The 17,346-nt window shown below is 72.2% G+C and carries 14 protein-coding genes; 9 read left to right on the top strand and 5 right to left on the bottom strand.

The genetic code is table 11. The annotated features are described in order from the left end of the window. Positions 1-57 precede the first annotated feature (57 nt). On the top strand, positions 58-1,098 hold the full coding sequence (locus ACFV6X_RS01570) for a DUF4349 domain-containing protein (RefSeq protein WP_385375980.1): 1,041 nt from the start codon (positions 58-60) through the stop codon (positions 1,096-1,098). A gap of 27 nt (positions 1,099-1,125) precedes the next feature. Further along, positions 1,126-2,523, top strand: a complete 1,398-nt coding sequence (locus tag ACFV6X_RS01575) for an FAD-dependent oxidoreductase (protein WP_385375983.1) — start codon at positions 1,126-1,128, stop codon at positions 2,521-2,523. Between the two features lie 9 nt (positions 2,524-2,532). Here ACFV6X_RS01575 and ACFV6X_RS01580 read toward each other — a convergent pair whose 3' ends face one another. Next, a complete protein-coding gene (locus tag ACFV6X_RS01580) occupies positions 2,533-2,859 on the bottom strand; it encodes a hypothetical protein (protein WP_365446493.1) in 327 nt (108 codons plus the stop codon). Between the two features lie 123 nt (positions 2,860-2,982). Between ACFV6X_RS01580 and ACFV6X_RS01585 the strand changes: the two genes are divergently transcribed. Then, entirely contained in the window at positions 2,983-3,807 is an 825-nt protein-coding gene (locus ACFV6X_RS01585; RefSeq protein WP_385375986.1) for a rhomboid family intramembrane serine protease, read from the top strand. 9 nt (positions 3,808-3,816) lie between these two features. On the opposite strand, the gene hemE is transcribed toward ACFV6X_RS01585, so the two are convergent. Beyond that, positions 3,817-4,884: a uroporphyrinogen decarboxylase gene (gene hemE, locus ACFV6X_RS01590; protein ID WP_385375989.1), complete on the bottom strand. Its 1,068-nt coding sequence runs from the start codon at positions 4,882-4,884 to the stop codon at positions 3,817-3,819. Positions 4,885-5,074: 190 nt separating this feature from the next. Between hemE and ACFV6X_RS01595 the strand changes: the two genes are divergently transcribed. From ACFV6X_RS01595 to ACFV6X_RS01615, 5 genes are all read left to right on the top strand, one after another. Then, complete coding sequence (locus tag ACFV6X_RS01595) at positions 5,075-5,701, top strand: DUF3000 domain-containing protein (RefSeq protein ID WP_385375992.1); 627 nt, start codon at positions 5,075-5,077, stop codon at positions 5,699-5,701. Between the two features lie 367 nt (positions 5,702-6,068). After that, positions 6,069-6,731 carry a response regulator transcription factor gene (locus tag ACFV6X_RS01600; RefSeq protein ID WP_003993737.1) on the top strand — a complete coding sequence of 221 codons (663 nt, stop codon included), beginning with the start codon at positions 6,069-6,071 and terminating at the stop codon, positions 6,729-6,731. A 296-nt stretch (positions 6,732-7,027) separates the two neighbouring features. Continuing rightward, positions 7,028-8,320 (top strand): HRDC domain-containing protein, encoded by a 1,293-nt coding sequence (locus ACFV6X_RS01605; RefSeq protein WP_385375995.1) that lies wholly within the window; start codon positions 7,028-7,030, stop codon positions 8,318-8,320. A gap of 260 nt (positions 8,321-8,580) precedes the next feature. After that, positions 8,581-9,798, top strand: a complete 1,218-nt coding sequence (locus ACFV6X_RS01610) for a thiolase family protein (protein ID WP_385375997.1) — start codon at positions 8,581-8,583, stop codon at positions 9,796-9,798. After that, complete coding sequence (locus ACFV6X_RS01615; protein ID WP_385376000.1) at positions 9,795-11,924, top strand: 3-hydroxyacyl-CoA dehydrogenase NAD-binding domain-containing protein; 2,130 nt, start codon at positions 9,795-9,797, stop codon at positions 11,922-11,924. Before ACFV6X_RS01610 ends, ACFV6X_RS01615 begins: the two co-directional genes overlap by 4 nt. 592 nt (positions 11,925-12,516) lie before the next feature. On the opposite strand, the gene ACFV6X_RS01620 is transcribed toward ACFV6X_RS01615, so the two are convergent. Beyond that, entirely contained in the window at positions 12,517-13,542 is a 1,026-nt protein-coding gene (locus ACFV6X_RS01620; protein WP_385376003.1) for a hypothetical protein, read from the bottom strand. A 67-nt stretch (positions 13,543-13,609) separates the two neighbouring features. On the opposite strand from ACFV6X_RS01620, the gene ACFV6X_RS01625 reads away from it, so the two are divergent. Next, complete coding sequence (locus ACFV6X_RS01625; protein ID WP_385376006.1) at positions 13,610-13,975, top strand: NTP pyrophosphohydrolase; 366 nt, start codon at positions 13,610-13,612, stop codon at positions 13,973-13,975. A 181-nt stretch (positions 13,976-14,156) separates the two neighbouring features. Here the strand turns inward: ACFV6X_RS01625 and ACFV6X_RS01630 are convergent, their stop codons facing one another. Both ACFV6X_RS01630 and ACFV6X_RS01635 read right to left on the bottom strand, forming a co-directional pair. Then, complete coding sequence (locus tag ACFV6X_RS01630) at positions 14,157-15,629, bottom strand: ArnT family glycosyltransferase (protein ID WP_385376008.1); 1,473 nt, start codon at positions 15,627-15,629, stop codon at positions 14,157-14,159. Between the two features lie 74 nt (positions 15,630-15,703). Further along, complete coding sequence (locus tag ACFV6X_RS01635) at positions 15,704-17,227, bottom strand: amino acid permease (RefSeq protein WP_385376011.1); 1,524 nt, start codon at positions 17,225-17,227, stop codon at positions 15,704-15,706. Positions 17,228-17,346: the final 119 nt, after the last annotated feature.

Consider the following 17,346-nt stretch of genomic DNA (forward strand, 5'->3'; position numbering starts at 1 on the left):
GCCCGTCCCGGCGTCGAAGGAGCGTCAGTTGCCACGACCCTCGGGGGTTTCGCTCACATGCGCGCACCACGTACCGCACACCACCTCGCCGCACGCCCTGTCCCGGCTCTGGCCGGCCTCCTGCTGGTCACCGCCCTCGCGCTGACGGGGTGCAGCGGTGAGGCGGGCATCTCCTCCGACTCCCGGGGCGACGCGGCCGCCGCCCGGGACGAGGCGGCCGTCGGGCCCGGCGCGCCGGAGGGCGCCTACGGCAGCGACAGCCGGCCGGGCGCGGAGAAGCCCCCGGCCGCGCCTCGGCTCCCGATGAACCACATCATCCGCACCGCGTCCCTGACCGTGCAGGTCAAGGACGTGCCGAAGGCCCTGGACGAGGCCCGTACGACCGCCGAGACCGCGGGCGGCTTCGTGGGCAGCGAGACGACCACCCGGGACGAGCACGGTAACGAGCGCACCCGCGTCGTCCTGCGGGTGCCCGTCGCGCGGTACGAGGACGTCCTGACCGAGCTGGAGGGCGCGGGCAAGCTCCTCGACCGCACCGCGAAGGCGACGGACGTCACCGACCAGGTCGTCGACGTGGAGAGCCGTATCAAGACCCAGCGCGCCAGCGTCGCCCGGATCCGCGAGCTGATGGACCGGGCGACCCGGCTGAGCGACGTGGTGGAGCTGGAGGGCGAGCTGAGCGGCCGCCAGGCCGACCTGGAGTCGCTGCTCGCCCAGCAGGCGTCCCTGAAGGACCGCACGAGCCTGTCCACCATCACCTTGTCGCTGTCCGAGACGCCGGTGGCGAAGGCACCGAAGGAGGACGAGGACCCCGGGTTCGCCGACGCGCTGGCGGGCGGCTGGGACGCCTTCGTGACGATGCTGCGCTGGATCGTGGTCGCCCTGGGCGCGGTGCTGCCCTTCGCGGCGTCGGCGGCGCTGCTCGCCCTCGTCTGGCTGCGTGTCGTACGGCCCCGCAGGGCGCGCCGGCCCGCCACGGCGTCGGGGACCGCCGCGCCGGGACCGCTGCCGGCGGCCCGGCAGGCGGCGGAGCCCGCCACGGGTGCCGTGTCCGGTCCCGGGCGTGGTGCTTCCCAGGAGCGGGGCGAGCAGGACTGACGTTCCCCGTGGCCGTAGCGTGTTCGCATGAGCGTGAGCGGTGTGAGCGGTGCGAGAGAACGACTGGTCGTGATCGGCGGGGACGCCGCGGGGATGTCCGCGGCGTCCCAGGCCCGACGGCTGAAGGGGCCCGACGACCTCGAGATCGTGGCCTTCGAACGCGGCCACTTCACCTCGTACTCCGCGTGCGGCATCCCGTACTGGGTGGGCGGCCAGGTCTCCGAGCGCGACGAGCTGATCGCCCGTACCCCCGAGGAGCACCGCTCGCGCGACATCGACCTGCGGCTGCGCACGGAGGTCGTGGAGATCGACGTCCGCGGGTCGCGGGTACGCGCGCGGGACGTCGACTCCGGGGCCGAGTCCTGGACGCCGTACGACAAACTCGTGATCGCCACCGGTGCCCGGCCGATCCGCCCGGACATGCCCGGCGTCGACGCCCCCGGCGTGCACGGGGTGCAGACCCTCGACGACGGTCAGGAACTCCTCGACACCCTCACACGCGCGCGTGGCAGACGTGCCGTGGTCGTCGGAGCGGGCTACATCGGGGTCGAGATGGCCGAGGCGCTGATCAACCGCGGCTACGAGGTGACGGTCGTCAACCGGGGCGCCGCGCCGATGTCCACGCTCGACCCCGACATGGGGCGGCTGGTGCGCGAGGCCATGGAGGGCATGGGCATCACCATGGTCGACGACACCGAGGTCACCAAGATCCTCACCGGTGACGACGGCCGGGTGCGGGCGGTGGCCACGGAGGACGCCGAACACCCGGCGGACGTGGTCGTGCTGGGCATCGGCGTCCGCCCCGAGACGACGCTGGCGAAGGCGGCCGGGCTGCCCCTCGGAGAGCACGGCGGGCTGCTGACCGATCTGGCGATGCGCGTGCGCGGCCACGAGAACATCTGGGCCGGCGGGGACTGCGTGGAGGTGCTCGACCTGGTCGCCGGGCGGGAACGGCACATCGCCCTCGGCACGCATGCCAACAAGCACGGCCAGGTCATCGGCATGAATGCGGGAGGCGGGTACGCGACGTTTCCCGGTGTGGTCGGCACCGCGGTGAGCAAGGTGTGCGACCTGGAGATCGCCCGGACCGGGCTGCGGGAGAAGGACGCGCTGCGGGTGGGTCTGCGCTTCGAGGCGGTGACGATCGAGTCCAGCAGCCGGGCCGGGTACTACCCCGGGGCCTCCCCCATGACCGTGAAGATGCTCGCCGAGCGCCGCACGGGGCGGCTGCTCGGCGTGCAGATCGTCGGCCGGGAGGGAGCGGGCAAGCGGGTGGACATCGCGGCGGTGGCGCTCACGGCCGGGATGACGGTGGAGCAGATGACGGCACTGGACCTGGGGTACGCGCCGCCGTTCTCACCGGTGTGGGATCCCGTGCTGGTGGCCGCGCGCAAGGCCGCTGGGAGGATCCGGGGGTCGTCCTAGAAGCCGCGGCTACGCCGTCCCGTTGATGCGGTCGATCGCCTGCCGCGCCTGCTCCCCCGGAGGGCGGGACGGCAGCGAGGAAACCGAGGCGGCCGACGACGCCGGCATGGCCGTGGGCTGCGCACCCGCCGGCTTCGCGTGCGCGCCCGGGGAGACGGACCGCAGCCGGTTGCTGACCGCTTCGTCCAGGGTCACCGGCCGCTGCAACTGCGCCGCCATGCGGCCGGCCTCCTGGCCGAGCCGGGCGACGTCCTCCCAGGGGAGGTGGACCACCAGTGCGAGCTGTGCCTCGCCGTCGGGGGTGGCCTGCATCGCAGGAGTAACTCGGTCGTTCATCGCCTGTTCCTCACGTCGTCCCGCGACGCGCCTCGCCGTGCCGCGGCCGGTCGAGAGGAGATACGCGCGCCCGGGCGGCCGCGTTCACCGATTCGGCGGGCCCATCGAGGGCAGTACTTCCTTGTGGTGATCCCCGTCCATGACGTCAACCCCGTGCGCCGCACGCCGTGGGTGACGTACGCGCTGATCGCGGCGAACGTCGTCGTGTTCCTGTTCACGCCCGGCCTCGCCGGTTCGGTGGCGGGTGACAGCAGCCTGGCGCAACTGTGCCATCTCCAGGCGTTCCTGGACCGGTACGCGGCGGTGCCCCAGGAGCTGATCCACCATCAGCTTCCCCAACTGGTGCCCACCGGCGACACCGCGGTCGGCCCGCAGGGGCCGGGCTGCGTGGTGGGCCCGCCGGCCTACGAGAAATCGCCCGAACTGAGCGTGCTCACGGCGATGTTCCTGCACGGCAGCTGGCTGCATCTGCTGGGCAACATGCTCTTCCTGCTGATCTTCGGCAACAACGTCGAGGACCGCATGGGGCATGTGCGCTTCACCCTGTTCTACGCCGTCTGCGGCTACGCGGCGTCGTACGGCTTCTCGGTCCTCAACGCCGACTCCGCGGAGCCGCTGATCGGTGCCTCAGGGGCGATCGCCGGTGTGCTCGGCGCCTATCTGGTGCTGTATCCGAAGGCCAGGGTGTGGGTGCTCGTCCCGTTCCTGATCTTCCTGCCGCTGCGGTTGCCGGCCTGGATGGTGCTGGGCTTCTGGTTCGTGCTCCAGGCGGTGTACTCCTCCGGCGAGGGAGTCTCCGACGCGGGCACCGTGGCGTACGCGGCGCACATCGTCGGCTTCCTCGCCGGCATGCTCCTCGCCTGGCCCCTGAAGCCCGGCACACCACCGCCACCGGAACCACGCGGCCTGCTCTTCGGCAGAAGGGCGCGGCCCCGGCAGACGTGGTGAGCCGTCGGCTCAGCGGGCGGTCCGCGTGTGGACGTACTCGACGAGGCGGGTCAGGGCGTCCGGGTCGGTGGACGGCATGACGCCGTGGCCGAGGTTGAAGATGTGGCCCTCCAGGCCCGTCGCCGTGTCCAGGACCTCGCGGGCCTTGGCCTCGACGGCCTCCTGGGTGGCGAAGAGGACCGTGGGGTCGATGTTGCCCTGCAGGGCCTTGCCGGGGCCGACGCGGCGGGCGGCCTCGTCGAGGGGGACGCGCCAGTCGACGCCGACGACGTCCGCGCCGGCCTCTCCCATCAGGCCGAGCAGTTCGCCGGTGCCGACGCCGAAGTGGATGCGCGGGACGCCGTACGCCTCGACCGCGCGGAACACCTTCGAGGAGGCGGGCAGGACGGAGCGCCGGTAGTCGGCGGGCGCGAGGGCGCCGGCCCAGGAGTCGAAGAGCTGGACAGCGCTCGCGCCCGCCTCGATCTGCACCTTGAGGAAGGCGGCCGTGATGTCCGCGAGGCGGTCGAGCAGGTCGGCCCACAGCTGCGGGTCGCCGTACATCATCGCCTTGGCGTTCTCGTACGTGCGGGACGGGCCGCCCTCGACGAGGTAACTCGCGAGGGTGAACGGGGCGCCCGCGAAACCGATCAGCGGCGTCTCGCCGAGCTCGGCGGTCAGCAGGCCGATCGCCTCCGTGACGTAGAAGACGTCCTCGGGGGTCAGGTCGCGCAGCTGTGCGAGGCCGGCGCGGGTGCGGATCGGGCGCTCGACGACCGGGCCGACACCGGGCTTGATGTCGAGGTCGACGCCGATGGCCTTGAGGGGGACGACGATGTCGCTGAAGTAGATCGCCGCGTCCACGTTGTGCCGGCGCACCGGCTGGAGGGTGATCTCGGTGACCAGCTCCGGCCGCATGCACGACTCCAGCATGGGGATGCCCTCGCGCACCTTGCGGTACTCGGGCAGCGAGCGCCCGGCCTGCCGCATGAACCACACCGGGGTGTGCGGCACGGGCTCGCGCCTGCACGCCCTGAGGAAGGCGGAGTCATACGTCGCTGTCGGCTGCTGGCCCGTGGGGCTTTCGTTGGCACTCACGGGGAAAGTTTCGCACGGCGGTCGAAGGGGCAGGGCGGGGGTCCAGGGCCCGGCGAGGGGTCCTCTAGTGGCAGGACCCGGCGTCCCGGTACCGCCGGGCGGGGTGTCTAGCCTGCACCGGGCGTCCGTTCCCCTTAATCTGCACCGCATGGCTGCGGCTCAGGGACGACTGTCGGACGACGCTGGCGGAATGGACGACCCGAAGGAGGGGGACCTGCATACGGGCGACACTGCTCCGCCGCCTTTCCGGGCTGCCGTCGAGGCGCTGCGCTCCGCGCGGCTGCGGCCGCAGATCGAGGTCGAGTCCACCCGGGCCCCTCAGCGACTGGCCCCGCACGCGTACGCGCTGGAGGCCACCGTCGTCGACGGTGACCAGGACCTGGCCGACGGCCGGCTGGTGCTGCTGCACGACCCGGCGGGACACGACGCCTGGCGCGGCACCTTCCGGCTGGTGACGCTGGTGCGGGCCGAGCTGGAACCGGAGATGGCCGCCGACCCGCTGCTGCCCGAGGTGTGCTGGAGCTGGCTGACCGGAGCGCTCCAGGCGCGCGGTCTGACGTACGGCGAGCCCAGCGGCACCGTCACGCGCGCGAGTTCGCACTACTTCGGCGGGCTGTCCGCGCGTCCCGCCGCGTCGCAGATCGAGATCCGGGCCTCCTGGACGCCCCGGGAGGGTCTGGGCGGTGTACCGGACACGGGGGCCCATCTCGCCTCCTGGTGCGATCTGCTGGCCCAGGTCGCGGGGCTGCCGCCGGCGGGCCCGGGCGACGCGTCCGTGGTGACCCTGCCGCAACGGCGCGACCCGCAGGCCCGCTGACCGGCGGCGCGCGAACGGCAATTCCCCTTCTCCGGATTCCGGCCCGATTCCGCCAATTCCGGTCCTTCAGGGCCCTTTCCCGCACCCTGCTCACCGAAAGCGGGCCGGGTAAACACCCATGCACCCATTCGGGCGGATCTCTTTGTCGATACGGCCACTTTCGACCGGACAACGAATCGAACCGAAACCGTTCGATCTTCGGGTGATCGCTCGCGTGTCCGAATTGCTCGGATTGTTACTCACCAGATCGTGATCATTCTCTAAAGGCGGACCGGTTTGATGCCGAAGACGACTGTGACCTTGAAAGCACGGTTCGTCCCGGCTTCACCCCCCACGAGCCGACCCCGTCCCGCACCCAGGAGGCCTGGTGTCCGTTCTCCTTGAGCAGCCCGCAAGCCTGGTCGCCTACCGCCCGAACAAGCCGACCGCGATGGTGGTCGTGGCCGACCCCCGCGTCCGCTCCACCGTCACCCGCCATCTGTGGGCGCTCGGTGTGCGCGATGTCATCGAGGCCTCCTCCATCGCCGAGGCTCGTCCCCGCATCGGCAACCCCCGCGACATCTGCGTCGCCGACGTCCACCTGCCGGACGGTTCCGGCCTGACGCTGCTGTCGGAGACCCGCGCCGCGGGCTGGCCCAACGGCCTCGCCCTGTCGGCCGCCGACGACATCGGCGCCGTGCGCAACGCCCTCGCGGGCGGTGTGAAGGGCTACGTCGTCACCGGCACCCGCACCAACGTCGGGCTCCCCACCCGGCCGGGCGCCGCCCCCATCGGCGCGGCCGCCGCCCGTCTGCACCGCCGCCCCCCGGGTGCCCCGAGTCACCCGGGTGGCTACCGCGAGCTCTCCGGCCGCGAGGTCGAGGTGCTGCGCCTGGTCGCCGAAGGCCAGTCGAACAAGGCGATCGGCGTCTCGATGGGCCTGTCCGCACTGACCGTCAAGAGCCACCTGGCCCGCATCGCCCGCAAGCTCGGCACGGGTGACCGCGCCGGGATGGTCGCCGTGGCCCTGCGCACCGGCATCATCCACTGATCACAGCCCGCCACTCCTTCGCTTCCCCGCTTCCCCGCGTCCCCCGCTCTCGCTCCGCCGCATTTCGCCGTCCCTCCCCGAACCCCTCCCCGAGCGGCCTTTCCCTGAGCCACCCATTCGCCGGATCACCTCGGCATTCCCTGACGTGAACGGGATCGAGCCGCAGAGGCCCTGCCGCGTCTCCCCTCGGTCGTGACCGGGAACCCACCTGGACCTGACTGGTTTGCGACCCTCTTGCGCCCGTCGACGGAACGTTCCGTCGGCGGGCGCCGTCGATACACGGATACCCTTGACAGGTGACCGACGCCCAAGAAACCGCAGCAGACAGTTCACTGCGAACCACCGGGGGCGCTCCTCCGGAAGACGGCGGATCTTCTGTTACGGAGGCGCCGATCCCTCTGCTGGAGCCGCGTGAGGGCATTCCGCCCGTGATCGCGGACGAAGCCGCCCTCGCCGAGATGATCGCCGCCTTCGCCGCGGGCTCCGGACCTGTCGCCGTGGACGCCGAGCGCGCCTCCGGCTACCGCTACGGACAGCGCGCGTACCTCGTGCAGCTGCGCCGCCAGGGCGCGGGCTCCGCGCTGATCGACCCCGTCGCCTGCCCCGACCTGTCGGCGCTCGGTGACGCGCTGTCCGGCGTGGAGTGGGTGCTGCACGCCGCCACCCAGGATCTGCCCTGCCTGCGGGAGATAGGCATGGTGCCGACGCGGCTGTTCGACACCGAGCTGGCCGGGCGGATCTCCGGCTTCCCGCGGGTCGGCCTCGGCGCCATGGTCGAGAGCGTGCTCGGGTTCGTCCTGGAGAAGGGCCACTCCGCCGTCGACTGGTCCACCCGCCCGCTCCCCGAGCCCTGGCTGCGGTACGCGGCGCTCGACGTCGAGCTGCTCGTCGACCTGCGGGACGCGCTGGAGAAGGAGCTGGACCGGCAGGGCAAGCTGGAGTGGGCCCGGCAGGAGTTCGAGGCGATCGCGGCCGCGCCGCCGCCGGAGCCCCGCAAGGACCCCTGGCGCCGTACGTCCGGGATGCACAAGGTGCGCCGGCGGCGGCAGCTCGCGGTGGTACGGGAGCTGTGGCAGACCCGGGACCGGATCGCGCAGCGCAGGGACATCTCGCCCGGCAAGGTGCTGTCGGACGCGGCGATCGTCGAGGCCGCGCTCGCCCTGCCGGCCACGGTGCACGCGCTCTCGGCGCTGAACGGGTTCGGGCACCGGATGGGCCGGCGTCAGCTGGAGCAGTGGCAGGTGGCGGTGGACCGCGCGAAGGCGCTGCCCGAGGCGCAGCTGCCGCAGCCGGGGCAGCCGGTCGCGGGGCCTCCGCCGCCCAGGGCGTGGGCCGACAAGGACCCGGCGGCGGCCGCGCGGCTGTCGGCGGCCCGCGCGGGCGTCTCCGCGCTGGCCGAGGAGCTCGGTCTGCCGCAGGAGAACCTGATCGCGCCGGACACCGTGCGGCGGGTGTGCTGGGAGCCGCCGGCGGTGGCCGACACGGAGTCCGTGCGGGCGGCGCTGGCCGGGTACGGGGCGCGTCAGTGGCAGGTGGAGCTGGTGACGCCGGTGCTGGTGGGTGCGCTGCTGGCCGCGAAGGGCGCCTGAGCGCCGTCGTACCGTCCGATGTGCGGCGGCTGCGGGCCGTCAGGGCTGTTCGCGCAGTTCCTCACGCCCCTGGAGGGTGTGGGTCGCCGCGTCGATATTCAGCCATCCCCCGTTCGGGCGTCCCGGTGAGCGGTGTGACGTTCGCCGCTCGCCCCGGGGGGACTGGGCAGCTACGTTACCCACAAGTAGCATGGGCCTGAGCGCGCGCTCAGCGAAGCGCATCGCAGCAGTGCCATCCCGCACCCTGGAGGAGAGCCATCGTGCCTCGTACCGTCAGGGACGTCGTCTTCGTAGACGGCGTCCGCACCCCGTTCGGCAAGGCGGGCCCGAAGGGCATCTACCACGAGACCCGCGCCGACGACCTCGTCGTGAAGGCGATCCGGGAGCTGCTGCGCCGCAACCCCGGCCTGGACCCCAAGGAGATCGACGAGGTCGCCATCGCCGCGACCACGCAGATCGGTGACCAAGGCCTGACCATCGGCCGCACCGCCGGCATCCTCGCGGGCCTGCCGCAGTCGGTGCCCGGCTACTCGATCGACCGCATGTGCGCGGGCGCCCTGACCGCCGTGACCACCACGGCCGGTTCGATCGCCTTCGGCGCGTACGACGCCGTCATCGCCGGTGGTGTCGAGCACATGGGCCGCCACCCGATGGGCGAGGGCGTGGACCCCAACCCGCGGTTCGTGAGCGAGAAGCTGGTCGACGAGTCCGCGCTGTTCATGGGCATGACCGCGGAGAACCTGCACGACCGCTACCCGCACATCACGAAGCAGCGCGCCGACGAGTACGCCGTGCGCTCCCAGGAGAAGGCCGCCAAGGCGTACGCCAACGGCAAGATCCAGGCCGACCTGGTGCCGATCTCGGTGCGCCGCACCAACGCCGAGGCCGGAGAGACGGGCTGGGGCCTGGTCACCGCCGACGAGCCGATGCGCCCGGGGACGACCCTGGAGAGCCTGGCCGGTCTGAAGACCCCCTTCCGCGTGCACGGCCGGGTCACCGCGGGCAACGCGGCCGGTCTGAACGACGGCGCCACCGCGTCGATCATCGCGAGCGAGGACTTCGCCCGCGAGCACGACCTGCCGGTCAAGATGCGCCTCGTCTCGTACGCCTTCGCGGGCGTCGAGCCGGAGGTCATGGGCTACGGCCCGATCCCGGCCACCGAGAAGGCCCTCGCCAAGGCGGGCCTGTCGATCGACGACATCAACCTCTTCGAGATCAACGAGGCCTTCGCCGTCCAGGTCCTGGCCTTCCTGGACCACTACGGCATCGCCGACGACGACGCGCGCGTCAACCAGTACGGCGGCGCCATCGCGTTCGGCCACCCGCTGGCCTCCTCCGGCGTCCGTCTGATGACGCAGCTGGCCCGCCAGTTCGAGGAGCAGCCGCACGTCCGCTACGGCCTGACCACCATGTGCGTCGGCTTCGGCATGGGCGCGACGGTCATCTGGGAGAACCCGCACTTCGAGGGGGACAAGTGAGCACCACCGCCGAGCTTCTGCAGCAGGCCTCGACCCTGTTCCCGGACGAGGTCGTCACCAGCGCGCACGTACGTCACTTCGACCTCCCCCTGGGTGCCGGGCGCTTCGCCCTGATCACCCTGGACAACGGCCTGGACCACACCAAGCCGACCACCTTCGGCCCGCAGTCGCTGGCGAACCTGAACGCCGCCGTCGACCAGGTCGAGAAGGAGGCCGCGGACGGCGAGATCGTCGGCGTCGGCATCACCGGCAAGCCGTTCATCTTCGCCGTCGGCGCCGACCTCAAGGGCGTCGAGCTGCTGAAGGAGTGGGACCACGCCCACGCCATCGGCAAGGGCGGCCACGACGTCTTCAAGCGTCTGTCCGGCCTCGCCGTGCCGACGTTCGCGTACTACAACGGCGCCGCGATGGGCGGCGGCGTCGAGGTCGGCCTGCACTGCACCTACCGCACGGTGTCCGCGGCCATCCCCGCCTTCTCGCTCCCCGAGGTCTTCCTCGGCCTGGTCCCCGGCTGGGGCGGCTGCACCCTGCTGCCGAACCTGATCGGTGCCGACAAGGCCGTCTCGGTGATCGTCGAGAACAGCCTCAACCAGAACAAGCAGCTCAAGGGCAAGCAGGTCTACGAGCTCGGGATCGCCGACGCGATCTTCGAGGGCGCCGACTTCCTGGAGCAGTCGCTCATCTGGACGGCGTCCGTCCTCAAGGGCGAGATCCAGATCGAGCGTCCGGTGATCGACCGTGGCGAGGCCTGGGACCAGGCCGTCGCCAAGGGCCGCTTCATCGCCGACGGCAAGGTGCACGGCGCCGCCCCGGCCGCCTACCGCGCGCTCGACATCGTCGCCGCCGCCAAGAACGGCGACCTGCAGCAGGGCTACGACGCCGAGGACAAGGCGCTCGCCGACCTGATCATGGGTGGCGAGCTGCGCGCCGGCATCTACGCCTTCAACCTGGTGCAGAAGCGCGGCAAGCGTCCGGCGGGCGCCCCGGACAAGAACCTGGCGCGTCCGGTCACCAAGGTCGGCGTCGTCGGCGCCGGTCTGATGGCCTCGCAGCTCGCGCTGCTGTTCCTGCGCCGCCTGGAGGTGCCGGTCGTGCTGACCGACATCGACCAGGAGCGCGTCGACAAGGGTGTGGGCTACGTCCACGCCGAGATCGACAAGCTGCTCGGCAAGGGCCGGATCAACCAGGACAAGGCCAACCGCCTCAAGGCGCTGGTGACCGGTGTCCTGGACAAGGCCGAGGGCTTCGCGGACGCGGACTTCATCATCGAGGCCGTGTTCGAGGAGATGGGTGTCAAGCAGAAGGTGTTCGCGGAGGTCGAGGCGGTCGCCCCGGCGCACGCGATCTTCGCCACCAACACCTCCTCGCTGTCCGTCTCGGAGATGGCCGCGAAGCTGAAGAACCCCGAGCGGGTCGTCGGCTTCCACTTCTTCAACCCGGTCGCGGTGCTGCCGCTGCTGGAGATCGTCCGCGGCGAGCAGACCGACGACGCCTCGCTGGCCACGGCGTTCGCCGTCGCCAAGAAGCTGAAGAAGACGGCCGTGCTCGTCAAGGACGCCCCGGCGTTCGTGGTGAACCGCATCCTGACCCGCTTCATGGGCGAGATCCAGAACGTCATCGACGAGGGCACGCCGGTCGACGTCGCGGAGAAGGCGATCGAGCCGCTGGGCCTGCCGATGTCGCCGCTGGTGCTGCTGGAGCTGGTCGGCCCGGCGATCGGGCTGCACGTCTCGGAGACCCTCAACAGGGCGTTCCCGGACCGCTTCACGGTCTCCCCGAACCTCAAGGCGGTCGTCGAGGCGGGCAAGCGCGGCTTCTACGTCTACGACAGCGGCAGGCCCGAGCTGGACCCGGAGGTCGCCGCGCTGCTGAAGCAGGGCGACTCCGTCCTCACCGAGGAGCAGGTGCGGGCCCGGGTGCTGGACGCGGTGGCGCAGGAGATCGGGCTGATGCTCGACGAGGGTGTCGTCGCCGAGGCGCAGGACATCGACCTGTGCCTGATCACCGGTGCCGGCTGGCCCTTCCACCTGGGCGGCATCACGCCGTACCTGGACCGCGAGGGCGTCTCCGAGCGGGTGACCGGCAAGCGGTTCCTCGAGCAGGGGATCGCGAGCGTCCCGGCGTAACCGCCTGACACAGGAAAGAGGGCCCCCGCCGTGGCGGGGGCCCTCTTTCCTGTGTCCGTCAGGCGCCGGTCCCTCGGCGCACGGATGCCGGCCTTGAGGTGGACGGGGGCCGCCTTGCCGGTCACAGGGTCACCTGCCGACGGCCGTCGCCGAGTTCGTCCAGGACGGAGGGGTGAGGGCGGCCGTGCGGCGGGTGCCGCCGTTGTCACACGAACTGGCGGCGCTTACAACCCTCGCCGGGGCCTCGGCGCTGAAGCGACTCAGCCGCCGTCGTCGGCGGTGACGTCGACGGTGGCCGCGCCGACGGAGACCGGGGCACGGTGAGCCGGGCGGCGCCGCCCTTCCGAGGGCCGGCGGGGGCGCGGTGGGCGGCGGCGTGCCTGCGGGCGGCGTGCTCGAACAGCTCCAGGTACCGGCCGGCGACCGCCGCCGGGTCGTAGCGGGCGGCGTTGCGCAGCGCGGCGACGCCCATGGCGCGGCGCAGCGAGTCGTCGGCTGTCAGGCGGCGCGGGCCCGCCGCGATGCCCTCGACCTCGCGGCCGTGTGTACGCCCGCGGCTGCCCGGCGGCGTGACCTCGTCGGTCCTCGGTCCTCAGATCACCTGCCACGCCGCGAGCGCCAGTCCGGGCTCGTCCTTCTGCCGGGCCACCCGCAGTTCGCCGTCCGGCGTGGCCGTCGCGGCGACGACGCGGCCCTCGGCGTCCTCGGCCAGGGCGACCCGCGAGCCCATCGGCAGCCGGGGCCCGGACTCGGTCCACCACAGGCCCGCCCCCTCCTGCTCGGTGGGATACGCCGCGAAGGCCACCCGCCCCGAGGACGAACGCTGGGCGAGCACGGTGCAGTCGTGGCCGTCCAGCGCACAGCGCAGCACCGCCACCGGCCCCGGCCCGGCCGCCGTGATCAGCGCGACCGGGTCGCCGTCGGGACGCCAGGCGTACAACGTGCCCCCGGCATCCGCGAAGAACAGCGTCGTGTGCTCCTTGGACGTCGGCAGCGCGCTCAGTGAGCCCGGCGCCACCGGCACCGGCAACGGGTCGGCGGCGACCGGACGCGCGCCGGGCTCCTGCTGGTACCAGCGCAGGATGCCGTCGGGGTCGGTGGCGTACACCTCGACCCGGCCCGACTCCCCCGTGACCGCGACGAGTTCCTCGTGCACCCGGGAGCCCTTCAGGTCATGCCAGCCGTTCCAGCCGCCACGCTCCTTCTGGTTGGTGGTCTGCACGCCCGTGCCGCGGTTGCGCACGAAGAGGTGGGCGCGCCCCTCGGCGTCCACGGCGACGGCCGGCATCCCGGTCCGCTCCCCCTTCTTGTCGGGGTGGCCGATCGGAAGCCAGTCCAGCGGGGCGAGGTGCGGGCGGAAGTGCGTGGAGTGCACGAGGCCCGCCTCGCCGTTCGGCGTGGGCCGCCAGGCGACGAGGTGCGCGTAACCGTCGGCTCCCTGGCCGACCGCGATGCCGGGCAGCAGCCGCTGCCCGCCGCCCGCCTTCCGGGGCGGCAGCCAGTCGCCGCCCGGATGGCGTTCGGCCCGGCAATGGACGGCCTCGCCGCTCGGGGCGTAGGCGCCGAGCCGCCCGTCCCGGCCTCGTATCAGCCAGTCACCGTTGACTGCAGGGACCATTGACACGCTCCTACTTTAATCGGGCATCCCCGGGTTCCCGTCGACGGCTCGTGGGACCCTGGGTGACATGACTGCCCCGCTCCTGGTGATCGTCGACGCGGCGAACGTGGTCGGTTCGGTACCCGACGGCTGGTGGCGTGACCGGCACGGCGCGGCCGAGCGCCTGCGCGACCGGCTGGCGGCGGACGGACTGCCGGCGCACGCGGAGCCCGTGGAGATCGTCCTGGTGGTGGAGGGCGCGGCCCGCGCCGTGGAGTCCGTGCCGGGCGTACGCGTGGACGCGGCACCCGGCAGCGGCGACGACCGCATGGTCGAACTGGTCGGCGAGGCCGGTGACCGCCCGTGCCTGGTCGTCACGGCCGACCGCGAACTCAGGCGCCGGGTCACGGAACTCGGCGCGGAGGTGGCGGGACCACGGTCGGTGAACCGCTAGGGCCTGTCGTTTGGATCATGTCGGCGTCGCGGGGGCCGGCACGCGCTCGGGTCGGCCGAAAGGCGCAGTCGGTCTCAGCCGACCTGATCCGAACCAGAGACCCTAGGGCGGGCCCTCGCGGCCGCGCACTCCCGCGACGGCCGCACCGGGGACATCCCCCGACGGCCTCCCCCTCGGCCCCCTACGGCCTCCCCGCACCCCTCGCGACCCGCGCGTACAGCACCGCTCCGTCCACTTCGCCCACCTCCTCGTATCCCGCCACCAGCACCTTCCGCAGGCTCGGCACCCGCTCCGGCGCGTACGGCTTGCCGCGGGAGTCGTCCACGATCAGGGCCGGGGCGTGGGCGGCGAGTTCGGCGCGGAAGGTCGGCCAGGCACCCTCGACGCCGTACCTCTCGCCGACCTGGGGGCCGTCGCGTCCGCCGCTGTAGTTGGTGAGGAGACCGGCCGTGAGGAAGCGGCTGGCTGGGGTGCGGTCGGCCAGCCAGTACGTCTCCGGGTGTATGCCCCAGACGAGGACGCGGTCGCCGGGCTCGGTGCGGCGGGCGGTGGCCTCCGCCAGGCGCTGGACGTGGTCGAGTTCGGGGCGGGGCGCGAACAGGCCCCAGGCGAGGAAGAGGCCGCAGCAGAGGGCCGAGGTGAGAACGGCGGTCACCAGGCGGTCGCGGGGCAGTACCTGCAGGGCGGCCGTCGCCAGCAGGGCCAGCGGCGGCAGGAGTTGCAGGTAGTAGTGGCCGAAGAAGTGGAACCCGGCCAGTACCGCCCCCGCCGACGCGGCCAGCCACAGCCACAGCTCCCCCGCCCCGGTGCGGGTCACCCGCAGCGCCCGAACCACCGGCGGCAGCAGGCCCGCGCACCCGACGGCCACGAGGGCGGTGTTGGCCAGGCCCCGGGTCAGTACGTGCAGTTCGGAGCCGGTGAAGGAGGCGTACGCCGCCGACCCTGTCACCGTCCAGAACAGGAAGCCGGCCGGGTCGGTGGCCAGCGCCGCGCCCAGCACCGGTACGACGGCCCCCGCCACGAGCCACGGCAGCCCGCCCCGCGGACCGCCGCCCGTTCGGACGTAGAGCCAGATCACCGGCAGCAGTACGGCCGCCCCGGTCTGCTTGGCGAGGAAGGCCGCGGCGACGGCCGTGCCCGCGGCGCCCCAGCGGCCCCGGTCGGCGCACCACATGGCGGCGGCCGTGCAGGGCAGCACGAACACCTCGAAGCCGGCGGCCTGCGCGTCCTGCGGGTTCAGACCGACGGACACCAGCAGGTAGAGCACCCCGGCGGTGCGGCCCGCGCGGTCGCCCCACCGCCGCCGTGCGAGCGAGGCGAGCAGGACGGCGGTGAGCAGCTGCGCCAGCACCGCCAGCACCCGGACCGGGGCGAGCGACTCGGAGCCGGCGAGCGCGAACGCCCCTTCGTACAGCCACGGCACCAGCGGCGGCTTGCGGTCCACGACCGTCTCGTACAGCTCCCCGCCGTGCGCCAGCAGGCGTGCCTGCACGGCGAGATAGCCCTCGTCGGGGTTCCACAGCGGCCGCGCGAAGGAGGGCACACGGGTGAGGCAGGCCAGTGCGGCCAGCAGGGGCAGCAGCCCGGCCCAGTAACCGTGCGCCGCCCCTCGTTCGACTACGGACCGTGGTGGGGCGAGGGGCTCGGCGCGCATAGGCCGTACGCTATCCGGCCCTGCATCTCCCAATGAAACGGGACATACGAGGACGGGCGCTCAGAAGGGAACGCTCACGCCTTGTCGCCGTGAGGGGGATGTTCGACCTCCTCGACCGTGGTCTCCTCGTGGCGGCCGAGGCGGCTGTGGGAACGGCCGTACAGGAAGTAGACGACGATGCCGATCACCATCCAGACGGCGAACCGGATCCAGGTCTCGGTGGGCAGGTTCAGCATCAGCCACAGCGACGCCAGGACGGACACGATCGGGAGCACCGGCACCCAGGGAGTGCGGAAGGAACGGGGCAGGTCGGGGCGGGTCCTGCGCAGGATGATCACGCTGATGGCGACGATCACGAAGGCGAACAGGGTGCCGATGTTCACCAGCGCCGCGAGCTCCTGGAGAGGCGTGAAGCCCGCGAGGACCGCGATGATCACGCCGAGCAGGATGGTCGGCCGGTGCGGGGTCCGGAAGCGCGGGTGGACGCGGGAGAAGAAGCGCGGCAGCAGACCGTCGCGGCTCATCGCGAAGAAGACACGGGTCTGGCCGAGCAGCAGGATCATGCAGACGGTGGTCAGGCCGACGGCGGCGCCGAAGCTGATGAAGCCGGCGTACCAGGGGTGCCCGGTGGCCTTGAACGCGTCGGCGAGCGGCGCGTCCACGGACAGTTCGCTGTAGTGCTGCATACCGGTGACGACGATCGACACCGCCACGTAGAGGGTGGTGCAGATGAGGAGCGAGCCGAGGATGCCGCGGGGCATGTCGCGCTGCGGGTTCTTGGTCTCCTCGGCTGCGGTCGCCACGATGTCGAAGCCGATGAAGGCGAAGAAGACCACGGAGGCGGCGGTGAAGATGCCCATCACGCCGAAGTTGGCCGGCGCCCAGCCGAACATCACCTGGATCAGCGGCGCGTCCAGACTGTGCCCGGCCGCCACGGGCACCGGGTCGGGGACGAACGGGTCGTAGTTGCTGCCGGTGATGAAGAAGGCGCCCGCGATGATCACGACCAGGACGACGGTCACCTTGATGGCCACGACGACCGAGGTGACCCGCGCGGAGAGCTTCATGCCGACGACGAGGATGGCGGTGAGCACCAGCACCAGGGCGGCGGCGAGGATGTCGAAGCCGAAGCCGTCGGCGCCCTCCCGGGTGCCGAGCGCCTCGGGCAGCTGCCAGCCCGCGTTGTCCAGCAGCGAGGCGATGTACCCCGACCAGCCGACGGCCACCACCGCCGTCCCGAGCGCGAACTCCAGGACGAGGTCCCAGCCGATGATCCAGGCGGGCAGCTCACCCAGGGAGGCGTACGAGAAGGTGTACGCGGAGCCGGCCACCGGGACGGTGGACGCGAACTCGGCGTAGCAGAGCGCGGCGAGGGCGCAGACGACGCCGGCCACCACGAAGGACAGCGCGACGGCCGGTCCGGCGTTGTTCTTCGCGACGGAGCCGGTGAGGACGAAGATGCCGGTGCCGATGATCACACCGACGCCGAAGACCGTCAGGTCCAGGGCGGACAGGGATTTCTTGAGCGCGTGCTCTGGCTCCTCGGTATCGAGGATGGACTGCTCGACCTTCTTCGTCCGGAAGAGGGTGCTGCTCACGGCGTACCTCCCACGCTTGTCGTCCCCGACATGATCGAGAGGGGGCGTGGTCCGTATGCCCCGGCGCGAGCGGCTTCACGCGAACGGGCCGGTCGCACCACTCTTCACAGTGGTGGAAC

Source organism: Streptomyces sp. NPDC059861, assembly GCF_042731435.1.
Taxonomy (GTDB): Bacteria; Actinomycetota; Actinomycetes; order Streptomycetales; family Streptomycetaceae; genus Streptomyces.

Excerpts from the sequence above, each read along its gene's own strand:
- ACFV6X_RS01580 (WP_365446493.1), bottom strand. The coding sequence starts at position 2,859 with ATGAACGACCGAGTTACTCCTGCGATGCAGGCCACCCCCGACGGCGAG.
- ACFV6X_RS01620 (WP_385376003.1), bottom strand. The coding sequence starts at position 13,542 with ATGGTCCCTGCAGTCAACGGTGACTGGCTGATACGAGGCCGGGACGGG.
- ACFV6X_RS01595 (WP_385375992.1), top strand. The coding sequence starts at position 5,075 with ATGGACGACCCGAAGGAGGGGGACCTGCATACGGGCGACACTGCTCCG.
- ACFV6X_RS01575 (WP_385375983.1), top strand. The coding sequence starts at position 1,126 with ATGAGCGTGAGCGGTGTGAGCGGTGCGAGAGAACGACTGGTCGTGATC.
- ACFV6X_RS01630 (WP_385376008.1), bottom strand. The coding sequence starts at position 15,629 with ATGCGCGCCGAGCCCCTCGCCCCACCACGGTCCGTAGTCGAACGAGGG.
- ACFV6X_RS01570 (WP_385375980.1), top strand. The coding sequence starts at position 58 with ATGCGCGCACCACGTACCGCACACCACCTCGCCGCACGCCCTGTCCCG.
- ACFV6X_RS01625 (WP_385376006.1), top strand. The coding sequence starts at position 13,610 with ATGACTGCCCCGCTCCTGGTGATCGTCGACGCGGCGAACGTGGTCGGT.